This is a genomic window from Sodalis sp. dw_96 (assembly GCF_018449575.1).
Taxonomy (GTDB): Bacteria; Pseudomonadota; Gammaproteobacteria; order Enterobacterales; family Enterobacteriaceae; genus Acerihabitans.
Genome location: NZ_JAAVUT010000014.1, coordinates 20,027 through 41,098 on the forward strand (window position 1 = coordinate 20,027; position 21,072 = coordinate 41,098).

Genomic DNA, 21,072 nt, shown 5'->3' on the forward strand with positions numbered 1-21,072 from the left:
CATTAAGAGGAATCCTTATGCCCGATAATACGACGCCGGCGGTTGCCGCTTACCAGGTGTTAAAACAATTTCACGGCGTGGAGATTCTCAAAGGGGTGGATATCCGCATCCAGCGGGGAGAAGTGGCATGTCTGATCGGCCCTTCGGGTTCCGGCAAATCCACCTTTCTGCGCTGCATCAACCATCTGGAGAAAATCGACGGCGGGGCGCTGTACGTTGAAGGCGAACTAATGGGTTACCGTCAGGTCGGCGATAAGCTTTATGAGCTCAAGGAAGCGGAGATCGCCCGTAGACGCGCCGGGATCGGCATGGTATTCCAGCGCTTTAATCTTTTCGGCCATATGACGGCCCTGGAGAATGTCATCGAGGCGCCGCTGCGGGTGCGTAAGATAACGCGTAATGAAGCGCTGGAGCAGGGCAAGGCGCTGTTGGCCCGGGTGGGTTTATCCCATCGGCTGAATGCCTACCCTTCGCAGCTTTCCGGCGGCCAGCAGCAGCGGGTGGCCATCGCGCGGGCGCTGGCGATGAAACCCACCTTGATGCTGTTTGACGAGCCCACCAGCGCACTTGATCCGGAACTGGTGGGAGAGGTGCTGGATGTGATGCGTGATTTGGCAAAAGAGGGGATGACCATGGTGGTGGTGACCCATGAAATGACGTTTGCCCGGGAAGTGGGGGACAGCGTCGCCTTCATGGATAACGGCGCGATCATTGAGAAGAGCTCGCCCCGGGAACTGTTTCAATCGCCGCAGCATCCCCGAACCAGGGCGTTTTTGTCAAAATACCTTTCTTAATAAATTTGTATCTATAATACATTGTTTTTAAAGTATTTATTGTTAATTAATAAATTAATTTTAAGACTGGATTTTTGTTGACAGCATGAGAATGCAAGTGCATATTATTAATTAACTGATTAATTAAAGTGTGTGGCTGCCATTGGCGTATCCTTCTGCGGTTAAGAGAGATGAGATGACAGACAATCAGCAATACCGTGACATGCGGCAGCGCCAGTTAGATGACGCCGCGCACGAAAAGGTTTTTCCCCATGATGCCCTGGTGGTGATACCCACCCGTTATCCAGGGCGCTGGATCTCGGTGGCGGTGTGCATGTTACTGCTGATTTTACTGATCCGTTCCATGGTGATGAATAAAAATTTCGGCTGGTCCATCGTGGGACATTACCTGTTTTCCCCCATCATCCTGTCAGGATTATGGGTGACGGTTTGGCTGACGGTGGTGATCATGGCGTTGGCGATTGTACTTAGCATTTTTATCGCCACGATGCGGTTATCCGCCAACCCGCTATTGTCGCGTTTCAGTTCCGGTTATATCTGGTTCTTTCGCGGTACGCCGGTGCTGGTGCAACTGATTTTCTGGTATAACCTGGCCGCGCTTTACCCGGAAGTCTATGTCGGGATACCCGGCGTTTTTACTCTGTACCAGGGCAGCATGAACGATCTGATCACCCCCTATACCGCCGCCATATTGGGATTGGGATTAAACGAAGCGGCCTATATGGCGGAAATCATCCGGGCGGGCATGTCCTCGGTGGATAACGGGCAGCAAGAGGCGGCCCGCGCATTGGGTATGAATAAAGGATTGTGGCTGCGGCGGGTTATTTTACCCCAGGCCATACCCTTTATTATTCCCCCCACGGGTAACCAGGTGATAGGGATGTTGAAAACCACCTCTTTGGTGAGCGTGATTGCGTTATCGGATTTATTGTATTCGGCACAATCCATTTATTCACGGACCTTTGAAAATATTCCGTTACTGATTGTTGCCTGTATTTGGTATTTATTCGCCACCACGATATTGAGCTGGCTTCAGGGGCGAATAGAAAAAATATTCCGGAAGGGCCATCACCAAACGGCCACCTGATATCCATCGGGACCGGCATTATATATTACGCGGCAGGGGACGGTAATGAAATTAGGACTGTTTAATTTGATGTCGTACCAGGATAACCCTGAGGGAATCCAGGGCGTCATTAATGATATGCGCAGCATGGTCGGCCTGGCGGAAGAAATAGGCTTTGAAACCGCCTGGTTTGCCGAACATCATTTCAGTAATTATTCCATCAGCGTATCGCCGTTATTAATGGCCGCGCATATGGCGGGATACAGCCGGCGAATTAAGCTCGGCACCGCGGTGATTGTCCTGCCGCTTTATGAACCCATGCGTCTGGCGCAGGAAATCGCCCTGGTGGACCGGCTGACCGACGGTCGCCTGGTGTTGGGCATCGGCAGCGGCTACCAGGCCTACGAATTCGATCGCTATGGCATGGACGTGGAGCAGCGAAACGCCATCCTGCTGGATAAGTGGGCTTTAATCGAGTCGGCATTGGTGGACGGGCAGACCGAGACGCTGTCCTGGCAGGGGCAGCGCATCAAAACGGACTTTCTGCTCAGGCCGTTACAGCAGCCCCTGCCGCCGCTGTTTATTACCACCACCCATCCGGCGCTGTTGCAACGATTCAAACGCTGGCAGGCTACCTCGTTCATGACCGCCGGATGGCGCGGCTCCCCGCGGCTGAAAACCATGGTGGACAACGCCCGGCGGGAATGGCATGAAGCCGGTCTGCCGGCGGATACCCCGGTGGCGGTACAGCAATATATTCATGTCACCGACAGTAAAAGAGCCGCCCTGGAGGCCGCCGAGCGGGCGCTGTTCGTGGCCCGGATGATTGCGGCGCTGCACGGCAAGGAAATGAGTACCGAAGGCGCCTATATCCACGCGCCTAAATTCCCCGATGAACCGGATGCGGCGGTGATCCGGGATAATTTAATTATCGGCGATGCTCAGCATGTGGCCGAACGCATTATCAAAGAAGTGAAAGAATTGAATCCGTCCCATTACAACTGTTTTTTCCAGTTTGGCGATATGCCCATTGCCGCCGCCAGGCAATCATTGGAAAAATTCGGCCTGGAGGTCATTCCATTATTGGAGCGAGCCTTGGGTAAAGTCACGGTGGATATTCATTAAGCCATATTACGTTAAATTTATGACCCATTATGTTCTGTTATTAAAGGGGGAAACCCATGCCTGAATATTCACAGCGGATACCTGTTGCCGGTGACGATTGCGCCATGATTATCGAAAAGATTAAACGGCAGCAATGGGAAAATCCCGCCCTGGCCGAAACGTTACCGCCGGAAGCTTATAATAGTGATGCGTTTTTTTCTCATGAAATGGAAAAAATATTTCGCGGTGATTGGATATTCGCCGGTCATGTATCACAAATTCCGGCGCTGGGGGATTATTTCACCCTGGATATCGTTAAAGAACCGCTGGTGGTGGTACGCAACGCCGAGGGCATCAGCGTCATGTCCGCCGTCTGTTTGCACCGCTGGGCGCCGGTGGTCAGCGGGCAGGGAAATTGCAAAGCGTTTGTCTGTCCGTTCCATAACTGGACCTACGATATCACCGGCAATCTCATCGGCACGCCCTATATGAATCAGGCGGCGGATTTTGACCGCAAGCAGTGCCGTCTGCCGGTAATCCGCAGCGAAATTGTCCACGGTATGATTTTTATCACTTTTTCAGATCAGGTGGAATCCATTTCCCAGCGGTTAAAGCCCCTGAATGCCCTGCTGGATAAATACCAGGTGGCTGACCTGGATACCGCCTATACCCTGGACTACGACTGCCCGTTCAACTGGAAAATGGCGGTGGAAACCTTTATGGAATGTTATCACCACTCCGCGGTGCACCGTACCACCCTGGAAGACAGCTTTCCCGGCCGCCTGAGTTATATCGGCGAAGACGGCCCCGGCTGGACCCTGTGCCATCAGCCGCTGCGCAAAAACGGCGAACTGTCAGAGGTGCTGACGGAAGGGCTGATTCCCTTAACCGGTTTCAGTGAAGAGGATACGCGGCAAATCCATCTGATGCTGATTTATCCCACCTGCCTGATAGGTCTCAATCCGGATCGGCTCAGTATCAGTACCCTGCTGCCCATCAATAAACACATGACCGTCTGGCATCGCCTGGTGCTGGTCTCCAAGGCGTCCAGCGCGCAACCCTCTTTTGCACAGACCGCCGCCGAAATGAAAGCGTCCAGCCTCTCCATCATTGATGAGGATCTGATGATAAATTCCGCCCAGCAGCGGGGCAGCGCATCGCAACTGGCCGGGCCGGGACGCCTGGGACATTTGGAAACCACGGTCTGGCATTTGGCGAACTACATTCGCACCCGCATTTAACGTGCGGGCCAACGCCTGCGGGATAAAAAAGGTAATCAGCATGAAAATGAGAAAACTCGGACGATCCGGGCTGGAAGTCTCCGCGCTGTGTCTGGGCTGCATGACCTACGGCGCGCCGGAAAAAAGCGGCTACAGCTGGACCCTGGATGAACGGCAAAGCCGGACGTTTATTCAAAAAGCGCTGGATTTAGGCATCAATTTTTTTGATACCGCCAACGCCTATTCCAAAGGGCACAGTGAAGAAATCCTGGGCCGCGCCCTGCGGGATTTCGCCCGGCGCGATGAGGTGGTGATTACCAGCAAGGTCTTTAATCCCATGCACCCGGGGCCGAACGGCAAGGGACTGTCGCGCAAAGCCATTATGGCGGAAATCGATGCCAGCCTGTCGCGGCTGAATACCGATTACATCGATTTATACCAAATCCATCGCTGGGACTATGAGACGCCGCTGGAGGAGACCCTGGAGGCACTGCATGACCTGGTGAAGATGGGTAAGGTGCGTTATCTCGGCGCGTCGTCCATGTATGCCTGGCAGTTTTGCACGGCGCTGCACGTGGCGCGTGAAAACGGCTGGACGCCGTTTATCGCCATGCAAAACCATCTCAACCTGCTCTATCGGGAAGAGGAGCGGGAAATGATGGGCCTGTGCCGGGCGGAAGGAATCGGCGTCACGCCCTGGAGTCCGCTGGCGCGGGGACGGCTCAGCCGGCCGTGGCAGCAGAGCACCGCCACCGATCGCGGCGCTAACGACGCTTACGCCCGTTTTCTTTATACCGCCACCGAGCAGGCGGACCGGGAAGTGATCCAGGCGGTGACCGATGTCGCCTCCCGGCGGGGCGTTTCCCAGGCGCAGGTCGCCCTGGCCTGGCTGTTCACCAAGCCGTCGGTGGCGGCGCCGATTATCGGCGCCACCTCGTTCAGTCATTTGGCGGATGCCGTCGCCGCCACGGAACTGGTACTGACGGAGCAGGAAATAGCCGCCCTCGAGGCACCCTATATTCCCCATCAGGTGGTTGAACATACCTGAGGCGGTGTTTTTATCTTTCTTATACAGAGTCTATTATGAAAAAAAGTCACCAGCAGATAGCAGACATCGCGGAACAGTTGAAGAAAAAAGGGGTGGAGTATTGCATGGGGGCCTACGTGGATATCCACGGCGTGCCCAAGGGCAAAGTGGTTCCCCTCGGCCATTTCAGCCAAATGGCGGCCGGTTCGGAGCGTTATACCGGCTACGCCCTCGACGGACTGGGCCAATTGCCCAATGAAGACGAGCTGACCTCGGTGCCGGATCTGGATCATATCATCCAACTGCCCTGGGAACCGAAAATCGCCTGGATGCCGGCGGATAACGCCTTTAAAGGCGAACCCTATGGGTTAAATACCCGGGTGGCGCTGAAAAATGTCCTGGCACAGGCCAAAGAAATGGGCTTTGGATTTAATCTCGGCATTGAGTGTGAGATCTATTTATTAAAACGGGATGAAGACGGCGGATTGTCGGTGCCGGACCGGGACAATAAATTGAACAAGCCATGTTATGACCTGCAGGGATTTGTCAATCAGTTTGACTGGCTCGATAAGATGTCCCGCACCATTAACGATCTCGGCTGGGATCTCTATTCATTGGATCATGAAGACGGTAATTCCCAGTTTGAATTCGATTTTAATTATGCCGATGCGTTAACCAGCTGCGACCGTTTTATTTTTTTCCGCTTTATGGCGAAACATTACGCCAAAGAGCGGGGACTGGTGGCCACCATGATGCCCAAACCCTTTGCCAATAAAACCGGCACCGGCGCGCATTTTAATATGTCTTTATACGATATCGCCAACGGGGAGAATATCTTTGCCTGCAAGGAGGATCCGCGCGGCCTGGGCTTATCCGATACCGGCTACTTTTTTATCGGCGGCCTGCTCAAGCACGGACGGGCGCTGTGCGCGGCCTTTGCCCCCACCGTCAACAGTTATAAACGTCTGGTTCGCCAAGGGGCGATGAGCTATTTCTCCTGGGCGCCGGTATTCAATTCTTATGGGTCCAATAACCGCACCAACTCGGTGCGGGTCCCGGCCGGCGGCGGCCGCTGCGAATCCCGCAACGCGGACGGCGCGGTGAATCCCTACCTGGCCGCCACCCTGGCGCTGGCCGCCGGCCTGGAAGGCATTCGCGAGAAAATCGATCCCAGGGAGCCCAACGAAGACAATCTCTATTCCATCAGCGAGCAGGAACGACGGGCCAGGGGTATTGATTTCCTGCCGCAAAATCTGCTGGAAGCGGTGGAGGCCTTTGCCGCCGACCCCTTTGTGGAGGCCACTCTCGGCACCGCGCTGCGGGATGAATTCGTCAAGTACAAGACCCAGGAGTGGAACAACTACCATCTCCATGTCAGCCAGTGGGAAATCGACCAGTACAGTACAATATTCTGATGAGCGGACAACCGGAATTCTTTAACGTGGTGGTGGCGGAGCGAAAAGATCGGGGCACCGGCGTCATCGTTATTACCCTGGTCCGCCCCGACGGCGGTCCGCTGCCGCCGTTTGCCGCCGGCGCGCATATCCCGGTGCAACTGCCGGGGGGGTTGCTGCGCTACTATTCCCTGTGCGGCGATCCGGCGCGGCGTACCCGCTACAAGCTGGCGGTCCTGGTGACCCGCCACACCCAGGGCGGCGGGCAGGTTATCCGCGAACGCCTGCTGCCCGGGGTGCAATTGTCCATCGGTGAACCACGCAATCACTTCCCGCTGGAGCCTCGGACTGGACCGACGCTGCTGCTGGCGGGGGGGATCGGCGTTACCCCTTTGTTATTGATGGCGTTGGCCCTTAAGCGCCAGGGCCGGCCGTATCTGCTGCATTATTTCGGCCGTGGCGACACCCTGGCGGCCCTGGCGGAGGAGCCGGACTATGGGGAGATAGTGGATGATATCCTGGTGGATACGCAAAACCGGCTTCCCCGGCGGGACACGGACGCGGCGTCTGTAAGCGGGCAGCCCAGGCCGCCTATGCCTGCGGAATCGATAACCGAGGATACGGCCGCGCCTGTGCCCGGGGAGTCCGGGCCACATGCGCCCGCGGAACCTATACCTGAGGATGCGGCGGCGATGGCGTCCCACGGCTCAGGTGCACCCCTGGACGGAATACTGAGTGACTGGCAACGGCGTTACCGCCGGTTTGAGCTCTATTACTGCGGTTCGACGGAATTTATGCAGACCATCCGCGATCGCTGCGTGGCCCTGGGAATACCGGAGGAAGATTGCCATTGCGAATCTTTCGCGCCGCCCAAGGTGACCGGTGAAAAAGCGTTTGAGGTAAAGATTTTTGCCACCGGCGAGATCATTACGGTCAGCGCCAACCAGACCATCGCCGACGCGCTGAATGACGCCGGCGTTAATGTGGAGATCTCCTGCGGCCAGGGATTGTGTGGCACCTGTCTGGCCGGGGTGAAAGACGGAATACCGGATCATCGGGACGAATATTTGAGTGCGGATGAGAAAGCGGCCAACAATAAAATTCTTCTCTGTTGTTCGCGCGCGCTCTCGTCAACCCTGGTCATTGACCTTTAATTTCAGCAGAGGAATCGAGATATGTCCGTAGCGCCATTTCATCTTGCGATACCGGTTTACGACCTGGCCGCCGCCCGCCATTTTTATGGTGAAATCTTCGGCTGCGAGGAGGGGCGCAGCAGCGGGCAGTGGGTGGATTTTGACTTTTTCGGCCATCAGTTGGTCATCCATGAACATCCGAAAACCGCCAGTCAGGACCATGCCCATACCAACCCGGTGGACGGCCATGATGTGCCGGTGCCGCATTTTGGCGTGGTGTTGGCCTGGGATGACTGGGAAGCGCTGGCAAAACGTTTGACCGAGCGAAAAACCGCGTTTGTGATTGAGCCGTATATTCGTTTCAAAGGGCAGGCGGGGGAGCAGGGTACGATGTTTTTGCTGGATCCCTGCCAAAATGCGCTGGAATTCAAGGCGTTTAAGGATATCGGCCAGATGTTTGCCAAGTGATAGCGGTCCAACCGGCGCGGTTTCCCTTTATCACGTTCGTTGCACGATTGATGATCGCGGGCCTAGCGCGCCATGTGGCGCTCGGTCGGGCGGAAAAACCACGCCCGATTCGACCACATTGGCACGCTCTCCCTTTAACACGTTCGTTGCACGATTGATGATCGCGGGCCTAGCGCGCCATGTGGCGCTCGGTCGGGCGGAAAAACCACGCCCGATTCGACCACATTGGCACGCTCTCCCTTTAACACGTTCGTTGCACGATTGATGATTGCGGGCCTAGCGCGCCATGTGGCGCCCGGTCGGGCGGAAAAACCACGCCCGATTCGACCACATTGGCACACTTTCCCTTTAACACGTTCGTTGAACGATTGATGATCGCGGGCCTGGATTATCAGGCCGCTTTGATTTCCAGGTGTTCAAAAACGAATTCGCGCATGCAGTTGATGGCGTGTTTGTATTTAAATTTGGGAAACATTACGGTGCGGAATAATACGCCATCAAGAAAAGTGGAAATAAACATGGCCATATCCACCGGATCGACTTCCCGGAATACGCCGGCGGTCATTCCGTCTTTTAGGGTATTTTTCAGCACTACGGATTCTTTTTCATAGAATTTTCGCACGGCTTTATCAATCTCGGGGGTGCGGCCATTGGTTCCGGCATAATCCAGACTGATTTTGGCTAATTTTTGCAATAAATAAAATTGTAAAATATGTATTTGTATCCAGAGAAAAAGTACTTCTTTAGGATTTGATGCGTTCATTTTGATGGAGTCGAATTTTTCGAAAGCTTTTTCTACCGTAGATTCAATGACCTTCAGGAATAAATTTTCTTTGGAGCCGAAATAGTAATAAATCAGTGCCGAATTCAGTCCGGTGGCCTCGGCAATGTCTTTGATTCGTACCGACGAATAATTTTGCTTGGCAAATAATTCCAGCGCCGAGTCTTGCAAAATATTGGCTACATCGTTTTGCCCGTGTTTACCATTTTTGATTGTGGATTTTTCTTTGGCATCAGTGATTTTCATAGCGTGTTTTTCATAAGAAGTGTCGCGGCCCGTGCCTGATATACCCGTCATTTTGACATGGCGAGGTGGGACTTAATGGCTAAATTCTACCATAACCAAGAAATCATCAACAAGTTAACTATTCGATTAATTAACATCTAACCCCGGCTCTCGTTGACAAGGAAAAACCATGGCGGATTATGAACGTTATGCACTGGGCGATTTTCGGCTTCAATCCGGCGATTTGCTTTATGACGCCGTTTTGGCCTACGAAACCCATGGGACATTGAATCGCCAAGGGGATAATGCCGTTCTGTTGCCCTCTTGGTATACCGGCACCCACCGTTCCTGGCGTTCAATCATCGGTGCGGGTCGGGCGTTGGATCCGGCCCGGTATTTTATTGTTGCCGTCAATATGTTCGGCAATGGGGTGTCCAGTTCGCCAAGCAATTCAGTGCGCCAGGGCGGTTCGGGTTTTCCCCTCGTCAGCCTGGGGGATAATGTCCGTGGGCAGCATCAATTGCTGACCGAACATTTGCGCGTCAGGGAACTGGCCCTGGTGGCCGGTTGGTCCATGGGGGCGATGCAAGCCTGGCACTGGGCGGCGGTCTACCCGCAGCAGGTAAAAGCCTTCCTGCCTGTTTGCGGCAGCGCCCGCTGCTGGCCGCTGAACTTTGTCTTTCTCGAAGGGGTGAAAGCCGCATTGCTGGCGGACCCGGCCTTTAATCAGGGCAATTATACCGCGCCGCCGCGGGCCGGCTTGGCCGCCTTTGGCCGCTGTTATGCCGGTTGGGCCTATTCCGCGGCGTTTTTTCGCGACGGGTTATACCAACACCTCAATTTTGCCACCCTTGAAGATCTGTTGCAGGATTGGGAGCGGGATCACTGCCAATGGGATGCCAACGATCTGCTGTGTATGCTGCATACCTGGCAGCAGGCGGATATCGGAAGGGATCCGGCTTTTGCCGGCCGGTTCGAGGAGGCGATGAAAGGGATCCGGGCCAGGAGCATAGTCATGCCCTGCGACAGCGATCAATATTTTACCGAGGAAGAGGCTTTTAAGGAGTTCCAGCTGTTAAAACGCGCTTTGTGGCGGCCTATACGGTCGCCATACGGCCACTGTGCCGGCGCCCCCGGCCGTTTTGCCGCGGAAACCGCGATGATCGAGCAGGCCATGGCGGAATTATTGCGGGGCGAGGAATAAATCTTTCACGGCCGCGGATGCCAAGTCCCGGCAGGGGCCATAGCGTTATAACTCCCTCCTCCGACCGCGAGGGTGGGTAATCTACAAGTGTAGCCCCCCGTGCCGCCAGCGTGATGGCCTGGTCTTCACGCCGGGAGCGACAGATTAACCTCGGGCAAGGGCGGCCGCGCGTTGCACCAGCTCATCGTCCGGGCGAACGCCGGTATACAAAACGAACTGCTCCAACGCCTGGATTGCGATGACTTCCGCACCGGTAATTACCGGCTTGTTTTGCCTCAGCGCAGATTGTATCAGCGGGGTTTGCGCCGGTAACGCCACCACGTCAAACACGCTTTCAGCCTGGGCAATCTGCTGGTCGCTAAAAGACAGGACATCGGCTCCGGCACCGCCAGCCATCCCCACCGGGGTAACGTTAATCAGCAACGCGGCGTGCAGGTCGCTATCGTCGCCGCGCCAGGCATAACCATAAAGATCCGCCAGCCGTCGGCCGGTTTCCCGGTTACGGGCGATAATGGTTCCGTTATGGAAACCGGCGTCATGGAACGCGGCTGCAACCGCTTTTGCCATACCGCCGCTGCCGCGCAGGGCAAAGGCGGTGTGCGGATCGATGTGATGCCGTTCTATCAGCCGCGCGATGGCGATGTAATCGGTGTTATAGGCTTTGAGATATCCCTCGGTATTGACAATGGTATTAACGGAATCGATGGCTTTAGCCGAGGGATCGAGCTCGTCCAGATAGGGAATGCATGCCTCTTTGAACGGCATAGACACCGCGCATCCGCGGATTCCCAACGCGCGGATCCCGCCGATGGCGGCCGGCAGATCCTGCGTGGTAAAGGCTTTATAGATGTAATTTAAATTGAGCTGTTGATAAAGATAATTGTGGAAACGGGTGCCGAAATTACCCGGCCGAGCGGCCAGAGACATGCAAAGCAAGGTATCTTTATTGATATTCATGACGGTTAACCTGAACCTCTTTTTTCAAAATTGTCCGTTATGCCGGCGTTGCGCGGGAATGTCGCGGTAGCCAGGATGCTGTCTGGCCTGGTTTAGTCCCCAGCCGGCAGCATATCACATCGCAAATCCGGCGGGCAGCGGCCCCTATGGCGATGAAGATTCCCGACGCGGGCTTCTGGCAGAACCGCCAACCGGTACTACACTACGAAGAAGGTCTGTCACTCTACCCCGGACTATTACGCTAAGCAGCAAAATACCTGTTTCCCAACTAAGTCAGTGCCCATAAGTCAGTGCCCGTAAAAAAGAGCCCTTAAGCATGTGCCCGTAAGCCATGGATTCTCACCGGCCGGTTCATTAATGCCCGCGCCGTGAGCGATGCTTCGGTTGGCACAGGTTAAAGCAGCAGAATTCATCTAAATGCGCGCAGGAGAAGAATTGGATGGCAAAGGGATCCTCAAAAAAGAACGAGGTGGTTTTTCCTACCACCACAACCACCATGGCAAGCAAAGTTGATAACCAGGTGGAGATCACCATTGATAACAAAGGGGTGCGTATCGTACACCCCAATTCTGATACCGACATCGTGCAGCGGTTGGATGCCGATCGTAAAACCCGTGTCAGGGAAGGTAAGCCGGTGCCTCTTGGCGCGACCTGGGACGGACTGGGGGTGAATTTTGCCCTTTTTTCCGCCCATGCCACCAAGGTGGAACTCTGTCTGTTCGATGAGGAAGGCGTCGAGTATGACCGCATCGAATTGCCGGAGTACACCGATGAAGTCTGGCACGTCTATTTGCCGGATGCCCGGCCGGGCCTGCTGTATGGCTATCGGGTACACGGTCCCCATGCCCCGGAGGAGGGGCACCGCTTCAATCCGGCAAAATTGCTGCTTGACCCCTATGCCAAGCAGATCTGGGGTGAATTGAAATGGGACGATGCGCTGTTCGGTTATGATTTCAACGCCGAAGATAAAGACCTGAGCGTCGATGAGCGGGACAGCGCGCCCTTTATGCCCAAATGCCGGGTTATCGATCCGGCGTTCTCCTGGCCGATAAACGGCAAGAATTTTATTCCCTGGGAAAAAACCCTGATCTACGAAACCCATGTGCGCGGTTACACCATGCGTCATCCCGCGGTGCCCGAACATTTGCGCGGCACCTTTTCGGCCCTCAGCGTACCGCAGATCGTCGATTACATTAAATCCCTCGGCGTCACCGCCATTGAATTGATGCCGATCCATGCCTTTACCGACGATCGCCATTTACAGGAAAAAGGTCTGCATAACTTTTGGGGCTACAACACTCTGTGCTTTTTTGCCCCGCATCCGCAATATATGGCGACCTCGACGGTGTATGAATTCAAGCAGATGATCGCCACCCTGCATGCCGCCGGTATCGAAGTGATTCTGGACGTGGTGTATAACCATACCGCCGAAGGGAATGAACTGGGGCCGACACTGTCCCTGAAAGGCATCGACAATGCCAGCTATTACCGGCTGTTTCCGGAGGAGAAGCGTTATTACATCAATGATACCGGTACCGGGAATACATTAAATTTAAGCCATCCGCGAGTGCTGCAAATGGTTACCGATTCCTTACGCTATTGGGCGACGGAGATGCAGGTGGATGGTTTCCGTTTCGATTTGGCCACCATTCTCGGGCGGGAAATTTACGGTTTTGACGAAGGCTGCGGTTTTCTCGATACCTGCCGCCAGGATCCGGTGCTCAGTCAATGCAAATTGATCGCCGAACCTTGGGATTGCGGCCCCGGCGGTTATCAGGTTGGCGGCTTCCCACCCGGCTGGTCGGAATGGAACGATCGTTATCGCGATTCGGTGCGCAAATTCTGGCGCGGCGATGAGGGTCAACTGGCGGATTTTACCACCCGGCTGGCCGGGTCCGCGGATATTTTTAACCATCGCGGGCGTAAGCCCCATGCGTCGGTGAATTTTATTACCGCCCATGACGGTTTTACCCTGAACGATCTGGTCTCTTACGAGAATAAGCATAATGAAGCCAACGGCGAAGATAACCGTGACGGCCATAGTGACAATATTTCCGCCAACTATGGCGTGGAGGGCCCTACCGAAGACCCGGGCATCAATGCGTTGCGGCTGCGGCAGATGCGCAATATGCTGGCTACCCTGATGTTTTCCCAGGGCACGCCGATGCTGCTGGCGGGGGATGAATTCGCCCGTACCCAGCAGGGCAATAATAACGGCTATTGTCAGGACGACGATATCTCCTGGGTCGACTGGGATATCACCGATAAAGGCGAATCGCTGATTTTGTTTACCTATCGGCTGATAGCGTTGCGCGACCGATTCCCGATTTTGCACCGCGGGCGTTTTCTCACCGGCCAGCGCAATGAAAAACTGGATATCAAGGATGTAACCTGGTTTCAGTTCAATGGCGAGGAGATGACCGAGGAGTCATGGGGGGATGCGCAGCAGAAAAGCATCGGTATGCTGCTGGATGGTCGTTCACAGCCCACCGGGTTGCTGCGCGTAGGCTCCCTCAGCACCGTGTTGCTGCTGTTCAGCGCCTCCCATGAGGATGTGGTATTCACGTTGCCGGAAGTCGCCCATGGCTACGGTTGGCGGCATATCTTCGATACGTTCCAGCCGGATGATATCAATGAGCACAGTTTTGGTTTCGGCCATAAGTACACCTGTCCTTCCCGGACGGTGGCGCTGTTTGAGTTGGTGAATACCAAAACCACCATGGTGCGGGGTTAAACGACGGCCGAGGGGAATCTCTCCTTTCAACAGGTTCGTTGCGCGTATGGTGCTCGCGGGCCTAGCGTGCCATGGGGCGCTCGGGCAGGCGGAAAAACTACGCCTGCTTCGACCCCATTGGCGCGCTCTCCCTTTAACATGTGCTTACATCAGCACGTTTCCTTTAACCGGTTCGTTGCACGATCGGTGATCGCGGGACTGCTGGGCCATGTGCCGACGTTACTCACCGACTGATTGGCGGCGGGACAGGTATTCATTCTGGAAGATGCACATGCGAATGGTATTGCGGTATTCGCCGTTGACGAAAAACTCCTTGATCAACACCCCTTCCACTTTGAATCCCAGCTTGCCGTAGATGTGGATGGCTTTTTCATTTTCCTGATCGACGATGAGATAGAGTTTATGCAGGTTGAGTACCAGGAAACCATAGTCCATCGCCAGCCGGGCGGCGATGCCGGCATAACCATGCCCTTGATGCGCCGGATCGATCAGAATCTGGAATTCGGCGCGGCGGTGGATATGGTTGATTTCCACCAGTTCCACCAGGCCGATATTAACGCCTTCCCTTTCGATGATAAATCGCCGTTCGCTTTGATCGTGAATATGTTTATCGTAAAGATCGTTTAGCTCGACAAAAGCTTCATAGGGTTCTTCGAACCAGTAGCGCATGATGCTTTCATTGTTATCTAACTGATGAACAAAATGAAGATCTTCACGTTCTAACGGACGTAGTTTTATATTGTACGTATTGGATAATTTATTTTCTACGATCATAATTTATTTATTCATAATTTGATATTAATGTTTATAGAGGACCAGAGTGATGTTATTCAGTGCTCCGCCGAGGTGGATGCAAGATTAATAATCAACACACCCGTGATGATAAGCGCCATACCGAGTATAGCGTAGAGGTCCAGCTTTTGATCGAAGAACAGGTAGCCGGCAACCGCTACAAAAACAATGCCCAGCCCGGCCCAGAGCGCATAGGCAATCCCCACCGGGATGGATTTAAGTACGAATGATAATAATATAAAAGAAGTAATATATCCGACAACTACCAGTATAGAGGGATATAATTTGGTAAAACCTGCAGAGGCTTTAAGTGAAGTAGTAGCAATAACTTCGGATATAATAGCGATCAGGAGATATAAATACGTCATAGGCATTAATCATTTTCTCTAACAAAGACCGCCAATATTACCACGTTAATATGGAATGTGAAATTGACAATTTACCGCTATTCTTAATATTCGCCAGGATGATTATTATTCTATAAAGAATTTGACCTTTTATACCGCCGGCCTATTGATGCAGACCCAATCAACGTTTCCGGCTTGACCACGCCGGATCCGCGGGTGCCCCGGACAAGCGCGGCGGCAGTGAGTCCACCGGCTAAGGGGTTCCTTTTGATTGGAATAAAATGGAGCTTGACGGAAATTTGAACCCGGTGACAGGGCCGGCTGCGAGGGCGGGCAGCCGAGGGATCCATCGGGACTGATTTGTAACAAGGTTCAAAAGCATGGGCCGGCTCACGGATTGGTAATAAAACAGTCATGGCCCTCATCCTCCGCTCATTCGTGCCGATAAACCTTTACCCCTCTTCAAGGATGGTTTCGGTTATGAAAAAATTAGTACATTTACCTTTTTTGGTTCAGATGATCAGTGGATTTGCTGTTGTTATTTTTATGATGCTTTGTTTGGGCGGAGTGTCGTTGTACCACCTTGGCAACACCAATGCCCATATTGACGACTATCGCAACAATTGGCTGCCCGGCGTGCGCTACACCCTGGAAATGCGCGAAAACCTGGCGGAGCTGCGGCTGCAGCAAATACAGTACATCTCCTCGGCTACCGAGAGCGATCGCGAAGGGCACCGGGTGGAACTGATGCAGGCGGTGGCTAACTTTCGTCGTGCCCAGGATCATTATATTGCATTGCACAGCCTGCTGAGCACAACCCCGTTATTTAGTCAGATTATTGCCAATTTTGATCAGTTCAGCCAGGCGAACGATCAGGTGGTGAAAGCCATGAGCGCCGGAGACGTGACCTCGGCCATCCAAATCAGCGGTGATAACTCCCGCAAATATCGTACTCAACTGATGATTGATCTGGCCACCATGGTGGACCGGGAAATCAGCGGCAGCAACCAGGCCGCCGACCAGTCAAGCCATGGTTATTTTATCGCCAAAACCTCATTGCTGGGCCTCGGGCTGTTCGCCCTGGTGATTTCCGGTCTTCTGGCGACGGTCATTGCCCGTAATCTATGGCGGCAGTTGGGCGGCGAACCGGCCTATGCCACCGCCATTATGCGTGAAATCGCCGAAGGCAACCTGACCACGGGTATTAAGGTAGGGAAGAAAGACAGCAGCAGTTTGCTGGCGGCCCTGGATACCATGAGCCAACAGCTGCGGGGCACCATCAACGGCATTATCCGCGGCAGCGAATCCATTTCGGTGGCCTCGGGGCAGATTGCCCAAGGGAATACCGATCTTTCCCAACGCACCGAAGAGCAGGCGTCCTCATTAATACAGACCTCGGCCAATATGCAGCAGCTGACGCAAACCGTGCATCAGAACGCCGATAATGCCAAAGAGGCCAGTGAATTGGCCACCGTCACGTCGCGTACCGCGTCCCAGGGAGGGAAGATAGTTGCCGAAATGCTGACCCAGATGCGCGATATCTCCCAAAGCTCGAAAAAAATCGTCAATATCATTTCGGTCATTGAAGGCATCGCCTTCCAGACCAATCTGTTGGCGCTTAACGCGGCGGTGGAAGCGGCTCGGGCCGGCACCCAGGGTAAAGGATTCGCGGTGGTGGCCAGCGAAGTACGCACCCTGGCGCAAAAAAGCGCCGATGCGGCCAAAGAGATCAAATCCTTGATTGAAGGCACGGTGGAAAAAATCACCGCCGGCTCCGATCGCGCCGATCACGCCAGTAAAGCGATGACGGAAGTGGTGGATTCGGTGGATAAAGTGGCCGCCATTATCCGTGAGATCGCCAACGCCAGCAGCGAGCAGCATCTGGGCATCCAGGAAGTCGGGCAGGCGGTTGCCCAGATGGATCAAGTCACTCAGCAAAATGCCGCGTTGGTGGAAGAGGCCGCCGCAGCCGCTCGGTCGCTTACCGAACAAGGGGAAGAGTTGCGTAAAACCGTCAGCTTTTTCCAGACCGCCTGATTGGCGATTTAGCCGCTCCATCCTCGTTCCTACTGTCCTCTTCACCTTGCTCCCCATCGGGAACGGGTGAGGGGGTTTTTTCCGATATCCCCATGCCGGAGTCGCCTGTTTCCCGCCGCATCGTTATTTAACCTCGACCATGGCCGTGAGAGTGCCCCTTACCGAATTTGTCGCCTTGGGCGGCGGGTGATAGTATTTCCCGGGTATCGGCCGAGGACCCGAGACGGTTCGGCAAAGCGAGGTAAACATAAGGACAGCGGTATGCCGGTTGAGCATTATCCCTATGTATCACAATGGGCCGCGCCGGGCCTGAATCAGCGAATACTGGCCGGCGACGATCCCTGCGGCGATCCGGAGTGGCGAGACCGATCCGGCTTCAGCGATCCTCAGGAGTACCGTTTCTGGTCTTGGCGAATTTGCGGTATCGCCTGTTTTGAATCGGTATTGTTATACCGGCGTCGGCAAGGGCTGTTCCTGGACCCGGCGCTCTGCACTCGTTATGCCATCTGGTGTCATGCCCTGGCGGCAAGGGCCTATATTCCGCGGCCGGACGGCTCGGTCCAGGGGTTGATTTACGCCCCTTTTGTGGAAATGATTACCCGCCTGTACGGCGTTTCGGCCCGGGTGGATACCGCCATCAGCCGGGATAGCCTGGCGGCCTGCCTGGAAAGACGGATACCGGTAATGGCGTCGGTTTCGCCAAAAATCCGCCATGCCGTCGGGTGCAATAGCGATCCCGGCGCCAACGGCGGCCATTTGGTGTTGTGCTACGGGCTGGAAAGGGATCGGGTGTGGTTCAACAATCCCTCGGCCACCGAAACGGCGCCTTATCACTCTTCGCTGCCGCTGGAGGCCTTTTTTTCCTGGTGCGCCGGGCGGGGCGTGGTGTTTGACGCTGCATGCTGAAAGCGAACCCGGCGTTAACAAGGCGGGGCAGGATGCTGGAAGAGTAAATCGTTCGCGTCAAAGGCCCGTACGCCGGGAGGGTACTGGAACAACGCCGTCAGGCGCCGGCCCGCGGGGCGGCTACCGCCAGGATAGCCTTATTTGCGCGGATCGCGCCTCCGGTTGCGTGATGTGCATTCACCCCTGACCGTTGGAAGCCGGTTTTTGTTTCACCGGCAGCGGTTTGCGCGATACCGATTCACCCGCGTTGGCGGGCAGCCGTAGCAGATCCACCAGGCCGATAAGCGACATCAAGGTAATCAGCACAAACGCTAGCCGATAGCTGATACCCGGCAGATTGCCCATGCCGAAAATCGGCGCCACTTTTTCACCGATCCTCACGCCAATGGCGCCGATGGTGATGCCCATGCCGATGGAGAGCTGTACCGCCGTACTGAACAGGGTATTGGCATAACTCATGTCGCTCTGCGGAATATCGGCGAAGGCCAGGGTGCTGATGCCGGTAAACTGCATTGATCGGCACAGGCCGCCGTAAAACAGTACGCTAAGTATGATCCAGCTCGGTGTCGTCGGCGTCAGGAACGCGCAGGCCAGCAGCGACAGGGCGCCCAGGGCGCCATTCACCAGCAGGACCTTGCGAAAGCCGAAATGCCGAATAAGCGGCGTGGTGGCGGGTTTCATGGCCAGATTACCGGCGAATATCGCCAGCACAAGGGAACCGGCATGGAATGCATCCATGCCGAAACCCACCTGGAACATGATGGGCGTTAAAAACGGCACCGCGCCGATGGCCATGCGAAATAACGAACCCCCGCCGAGCGTGACCCTGAAGGTCAATATCTTGATGGAATTGAGACGGATCATCGGGTTTTCGGCCCGCTGCAAATGGCGCAGGGTCAAAAACATGGCTAGCAGACCCACCAGCAGATACAGCAGCATATAAGGCCACGGGGCATCTTGCCGTCCGGTGAGTTCCAGGCCGTAGACCAGACTGAGCATCGCGATGCCGCTGGTGACAAAGCCAATCAGGTCAAAAGGCGGCCGTATCGTACGGGGCGGGTTGGGAATCAGCTTCCAGGCGGCAATAATGGCCACCACCCCCAGGGGTAAATTGATAAAGAAGATCCAGCGCCAGCTGGAATAATCGGTAATAAATCCCCCCAGAGGCGGTCCGAGAATCGGCGCCACCAGGGCCGGCCAGGTTAGGGTGGCGATAGCCTTGATTAACTGCGATTTAGGCGTGCTCCTTAATACCGCCAGGCGTCCCACCGGCACCATCAATGCGCCGCCGGCCCCTTGCAGGATACGCATCAATACGAATTGCGGCACATTTTGCGTCAGGCCGCACAGCACCGACGACAGGGTAAAAATTGCCAGAGCGATGGTAAAGACCTGCCGGGAGCCGAAGCGATCGGCAATCCAGCCGCTGGCGGGAATCAATACCGCCAGCGTCAATAGATAGGCGCTCATGCCGATATTCAGATCCACTGCGGAAACGCCGAAGGTCACGCCCATTTGCGGCAAGGCGGTAGCGATAACCGTGCCGTCGATATACTCCATAAAAAACGCGCCGGCCACCAGCAGCGCCATGCCCGATATACCGCCGGAAGAGGCCTGCTCCGGAGGGTTATCCGTTGTGCCGGTCTCCCTGATTTCCGTCAGCGCGGGAGTCGGTTGTTTCTCATTCGCCATTGCCTGCCAAATCCTTAACACTCACTGTTACCTACCCGTCGGTATCGGAATACCGGCAAACCTGACCCACTACGCGCGGGGTATGGATATTACTTTACCTCGGGGGAATAATTTGTCATACAAAAAAATGAGTGATTATACCAGTGGGTATAAAGCTGTAGGACCGGCAACAATCTTGCCGGTTTTTTTTGGGAAGGAAGCGTCGGTATCCCGGCCATATTCGCCATAGGGAGAAGATGTTCGCCGCTGATGCTGAGTTAGCGCCACAAATACTGAAAGAATGTTATTGGCGCTAAGGAATGTGATATGCGTCACAGAAATTTGACATGCGTATTCCTTTTCCTTAAGATTGAAACTGTGACTTGCGTCACAATTAAATTGAGACTCAAAGGAATACGCCATGAAATTTTTACCGAGACTGAAAGCGTTTTTGAAAAAGCAGGGCGAGATACACACCCAGGCCGCCAGGCTTTCTCTGTATTAACCCGCCGGGCCGCCTGTCGATGGTGTTAAAGACGGGCAGGGGCGGTTTAGCTTTTATTATGATTCTCATGAAATTTTGTATAAAAACGTTCCATATCCTCCAATGAAGTGATTTCACCAGCATGCACATGGTGTAAAAGCAAATGGCAAAAAATTTTATGGTCGCATGGCATGCTGCTAAACAAATTTAAGTCAAATGAAGCTAACACCCATTTTTTTTCATTTTTAAAATAATATATATCATTGATTTTAGATAAGCTGCATGAGGAAAGGATATCTTTTAGTTTTTTATTGCTTCGTTGGAGAATGGTATTGATGAATTTCTCTTTATCGCCGCCACGGCGTTGATGGAAATTTTGAATTTCTTTTTCAAAGGTAGCGTAACCGGCGCTAATATCGGAACTGGTGAATTTCAAAAGCGTATAGGCCTGAAGCTTATAATTGATTTCAATGAGTTTTTCAGTGTGAGACGCGTTCTCGCTTTTGCCCATCGAAACAGAAGAATTTGCCGGCCTGGCACCCCGTAACCGCCCTATCATTTCGGCATAGGCATGTTCGGGAAAGCGCGAGGATAGATTCGTAAGATTTGGCAGGCTATAAGCATGATAAATTGATGTAAGCATGTTCTCATCCAGCAATCCACTATTTGATTTACAGCATGGCATTATTATTGAAATAAAAAAATAATCATTTTAATATAGTTGAGAC

18 protein-coding genes are annotated in these 21,072 nt (G+C 54.1%); 12 read left to right on the forward strand and 6 right to left on the reverse strand.

The window, feature by feature from the left end:
• Nucleotides 1-17: 17 nt before the first annotated feature.
• The 8 genes from HB631_RS18615 (at nt 18) to HB631_RS18650 (ending at nt 8,206) form a co-directional block, all read left to right on the forward strand.
• Complete coding sequence (locus tag HB631_RS18615) at nt 18-794, forward strand: amino acid ABC transporter ATP-binding protein (RefSeq protein WP_213992680.1); 777 nt, start codon at nt 18-20, stop codon at nt 792-794.
• A 175-nt stretch (nt 795-969) separates the two neighbouring features.
• Entirely contained in the window at nt 970-1,881 is a 912-nt protein-coding gene (locus HB631_RS18620; protein ID WP_255557111.1) for an amino acid ABC transporter permease, read from the forward strand.
• Between the two features lie 45 nt (nt 1,882-1,926).
• Entirely contained in the window at nt 1,927-2,985 is a 1,059-nt protein-coding gene (locus tag HB631_RS18625; protein WP_213992681.1) for an LLM class flavin-dependent oxidoreductase, read from the forward strand.
• A gap of 56 nt (nt 2,986-3,041) precedes the next feature.
• Nucleotides 3,042-4,205, forward strand: coding sequence for an aromatic ring-hydroxylating dioxygenase subunit alpha (locus HB631_RS18630; RefSeq protein ID WP_213992682.1), 1,164 nt, complete (start codon nt 3,042-3,044; stop codon nt 4,203-4,205).
• Nucleotides 4,206-4,245: 40 nt separating this feature from the next.
• Nucleotides 4,246-5,232 (forward strand): aldo/keto reductase, encoded by a 987-nt coding sequence (locus HB631_RS18635; RefSeq protein ID WP_213992683.1) that lies wholly within the window; start codon nt 4,246-4,248, stop codon nt 5,230-5,232.
• A 35-nt stretch (nt 5,233-5,267) separates the two neighbouring features.
• Complete coding sequence (gene glnT, locus HB631_RS18640; RefSeq protein ID WP_213992684.1) at nt 5,268-6,626, forward strand: type III glutamate--ammonia ligase; 1,359 nt, start codon at nt 5,268-5,270, stop codon at nt 6,624-6,626.
• Complete coding sequence (locus tag HB631_RS18645; RefSeq protein WP_213992685.1) at nt 6,626-7,759, forward strand: PDR/VanB family oxidoreductase; 1,134 nt, start codon at nt 6,626-6,628, stop codon at nt 7,757-7,759. The genes glnT and HB631_RS18645 overlap by 1 nt, the downstream gene beginning before the upstream one ends.
• A gap of 21 nt (nt 7,760-7,780) precedes the next feature.
• Nucleotides 7,781-8,206 (forward strand): VOC family protein, encoded by a 426-nt coding sequence (locus HB631_RS18650; RefSeq protein WP_213992686.1) that lies wholly within the window; start codon nt 7,781-7,783, stop codon nt 8,204-8,206.
• A 391-nt stretch (nt 8,207-8,597) separates the two neighbouring features.
• Here the strand turns inward: HB631_RS18650 and HB631_RS18655 are convergent, their stop codons facing one another.
• Nucleotides 8,598-9,233, reverse strand: coding sequence for a TetR/AcrR family transcriptional regulator (locus HB631_RS18655; protein ID WP_213992687.1), 636 nt, complete (start codon nt 9,231-9,233; stop codon nt 8,598-8,600).
• A 169-nt stretch (nt 9,234-9,402) separates the two neighbouring features.
• Here HB631_RS18655 and HB631_RS18660 point away from each other — a divergent pair, with 169 nt between their 5' ends.
• On the forward strand, nt 9,403-10,416 hold the full coding sequence (locus HB631_RS18660) for an alpha/beta fold hydrolase (protein WP_213992688.1): 1,014 nt from the start codon (nt 9,403-9,405) through the stop codon (nt 10,414-10,416).
• A gap of 144 nt (nt 10,417-10,560) precedes the next feature.
• Here the strand turns inward: HB631_RS18660 and HB631_RS18665 are convergent, their stop codons facing one another.
• A complete protein-coding gene (locus HB631_RS18665) occupies nt 10,561-11,373 on the reverse strand; it encodes a shikimate 5-dehydrogenase (protein ID WP_213992689.1) in 813 nt (270 codons plus the stop codon).
• A 439-nt stretch (nt 11,374-11,812) separates the two neighbouring features.
• Here HB631_RS18665 and glgX point away from each other — a divergent pair, with 439 nt between their 5' ends.
• Complete coding sequence (gene glgX / locus HB631_RS18670) at nt 11,813-14,107, forward strand: glycogen debranching protein GlgX (RefSeq protein ID WP_255557114.1); 2,295 nt, start codon at nt 11,813-11,815, stop codon at nt 14,105-14,107.
• Nucleotides 14,108-14,326: 219 nt separating this feature from the next.
• On the opposite strand, the gene speG is transcribed toward glgX, so the two are convergent.
• Together speG and HB631_RS18680 are read right to left on the reverse strand one after the other, a co-directional pair.
• Complete coding sequence (speG, locus tag HB631_RS18675; RefSeq protein ID WP_213992690.1) at nt 14,327-14,881, reverse strand: spermidine N1-acetyltransferase; 555 nt, start codon at nt 14,879-14,881, stop codon at nt 14,327-14,329.
• A gap of 56 nt (nt 14,882-14,937) precedes the next feature.
• Nucleotides 14,938-15,267 carry a multidrug efflux SMR transporter gene (locus tag HB631_RS18680; protein WP_213992691.1) on the reverse strand — a complete coding sequence of 110 codons (330 nt, stop codon included), beginning with the start codon at nt 15,265-15,267 and terminating at the stop codon, nt 14,938-14,940.
• Between the two features lie 459 nt (nt 15,268-15,726).
• Between HB631_RS18680 and HB631_RS18685 the strand changes: the two genes are divergently transcribed.
• Nucleotides 15,727-17,283, forward strand: coding sequence for a methyl-accepting chemotaxis protein (locus HB631_RS18685; RefSeq protein WP_213992692.1), 1,557 nt, complete (start codon nt 15,727-15,729; stop codon nt 17,281-17,283).
• Between the two features lie 261 nt (nt 17,284-17,544).
• Nucleotides 17,545-18,189: a hypothetical protein gene (locus tag HB631_RS18690; RefSeq protein WP_213992693.1), complete on the forward strand. Its 645-nt coding sequence runs from the start codon at nt 17,545-17,547 to the stop codon at nt 18,187-18,189.
• Between the two features lie 177 nt (nt 18,190-18,366).
• Here HB631_RS18690 and HB631_RS18695 read toward each other — a convergent pair whose 3' ends face one another.
• Nucleotides 18,367-19,779: an MFS transporter gene (locus HB631_RS18695; protein ID WP_255557122.1), complete on the reverse strand. Its 1,413-nt coding sequence runs from the start codon at nt 19,777-19,779 to the stop codon at nt 18,367-18,369.
• Between the two features lie 632 nt (nt 19,780-20,411).
• Nucleotides 20,412-20,987: a hypothetical protein gene (locus HB631_RS18700; RefSeq protein WP_213992695.1), complete on the reverse strand. Its 576-nt coding sequence runs from the start codon at nt 20,985-20,987 to the stop codon at nt 20,412-20,414.
• Nucleotides 20,988-21,072 lie beyond the last annotated feature (85 nt).

What these genes read in the sequence shown, in the direction of transcription:
- HB631_RS18615 (WP_213992680.1), top strand. Translation starts at nt 18, where the DNA reads ATGCCCGATAATACGACGCCGGCGGTTGCCGCTTACCAGGTGTTAAAA.
- HB631_RS18620 (WP_255557111.1), top strand. Translation starts at nt 970, where the DNA reads ATGACAGACAATCAGCAATACCGTGACATGCGGCAGCGCCAGTTAGAT.
- HB631_RS18625 (WP_213992681.1), top strand. Translation starts at nt 1,927, where the DNA reads ATGAAATTAGGACTGTTTAATTTGATGTCGTACCAGGATAACCCTGAG.
- HB631_RS18630 (WP_213992682.1), top strand. Translation starts at nt 3,042, where the DNA reads ATGCCTGAATATTCACAGCGGATACCTGTTGCCGGTGACGATTGCGCC.
- HB631_RS18635 (WP_213992683.1), top strand. Translation starts at nt 4,246, where the DNA reads ATGAAAATGAGAAAACTCGGACGATCCGGGCTGGAAGTCTCCGCGCTG.
- glnT (WP_213992684.1), top strand. Translation starts at nt 5,268, where the DNA reads ATGAAAAAAAGTCACCAGCAGATAGCAGACATCGCGGAACAGTTGAAG.
- HB631_RS18645 (WP_213992685.1), top strand. Translation starts at nt 6,626, where the DNA reads ATGAGCGGACAACCGGAATTCTTTAACGTGGTGGTGGCGGAGCGAAAA.
- HB631_RS18650 (WP_213992686.1), top strand. Translation starts at nt 7,781, where the DNA reads ATGTCCGTAGCGCCATTTCATCTTGCGATACCGGTTTACGACCTGGCC.
- HB631_RS18655 (WP_213992687.1), bottom strand. Translation starts at nt 9,233, where the DNA reads ATGAAAATCACTGATGCCAAAGAAAAATCCACAATCAAAAATGGTAAA.
- HB631_RS18660 (WP_213992688.1), top strand. Translation starts at nt 9,403, where the DNA reads ATGGCGGATTATGAACGTTATGCACTGGGCGATTTTCGGCTTCAATCC.
- HB631_RS18665 (WP_213992689.1), bottom strand. Translation starts at nt 11,373, where the DNA reads ATGAATATCAATAAAGATACCTTGCTTTGCATGTCTCTGGCCGCTCGG.
- glgX (WP_255557114.1), top strand. Translation starts at nt 11,813, where the DNA reads ATGGCAAAGGGATCCTCAAAAAAGAACGAGGTGGTTTTTCCTACCACC.
- speG (WP_213992690.1), bottom strand. Translation starts at nt 14,881, where the DNA reads ATGATCGTAGAAAATAAATTATCCAATACGTACAATATAAAACTACGT.
- HB631_RS18680 (WP_213992691.1), bottom strand. Translation starts at nt 15,267, where the DNA reads ATGACGTATTTATATCTCCTGATCGCTATTATATCCGAAGTTATTGCT.
- HB631_RS18685 (WP_213992692.1), top strand. Translation starts at nt 15,727, where the DNA reads ATGAAAAAATTAGTACATTTACCTTTTTTGGTTCAGATGATCAGTGGA.
- HB631_RS18690 (WP_213992693.1), top strand. Translation starts at nt 17,545, where the DNA reads ATGCCGGTTGAGCATTATCCCTATGTATCACAATGGGCCGCGCCGGGC.
- HB631_RS18695 (WP_255557122.1), bottom strand. Translation starts at nt 19,779, where the DNA reads ATGGCGCTGCTGGTGGCCGGCGCGTTTTTTATGGAGTATATCGACGGC.
- HB631_RS18700 (WP_213992695.1), bottom strand. Translation starts at nt 20,987, where the DNA reads ATGCTTACATCAATTTATCATGCTTATAGCCTGCCAAATCTTACGAAT.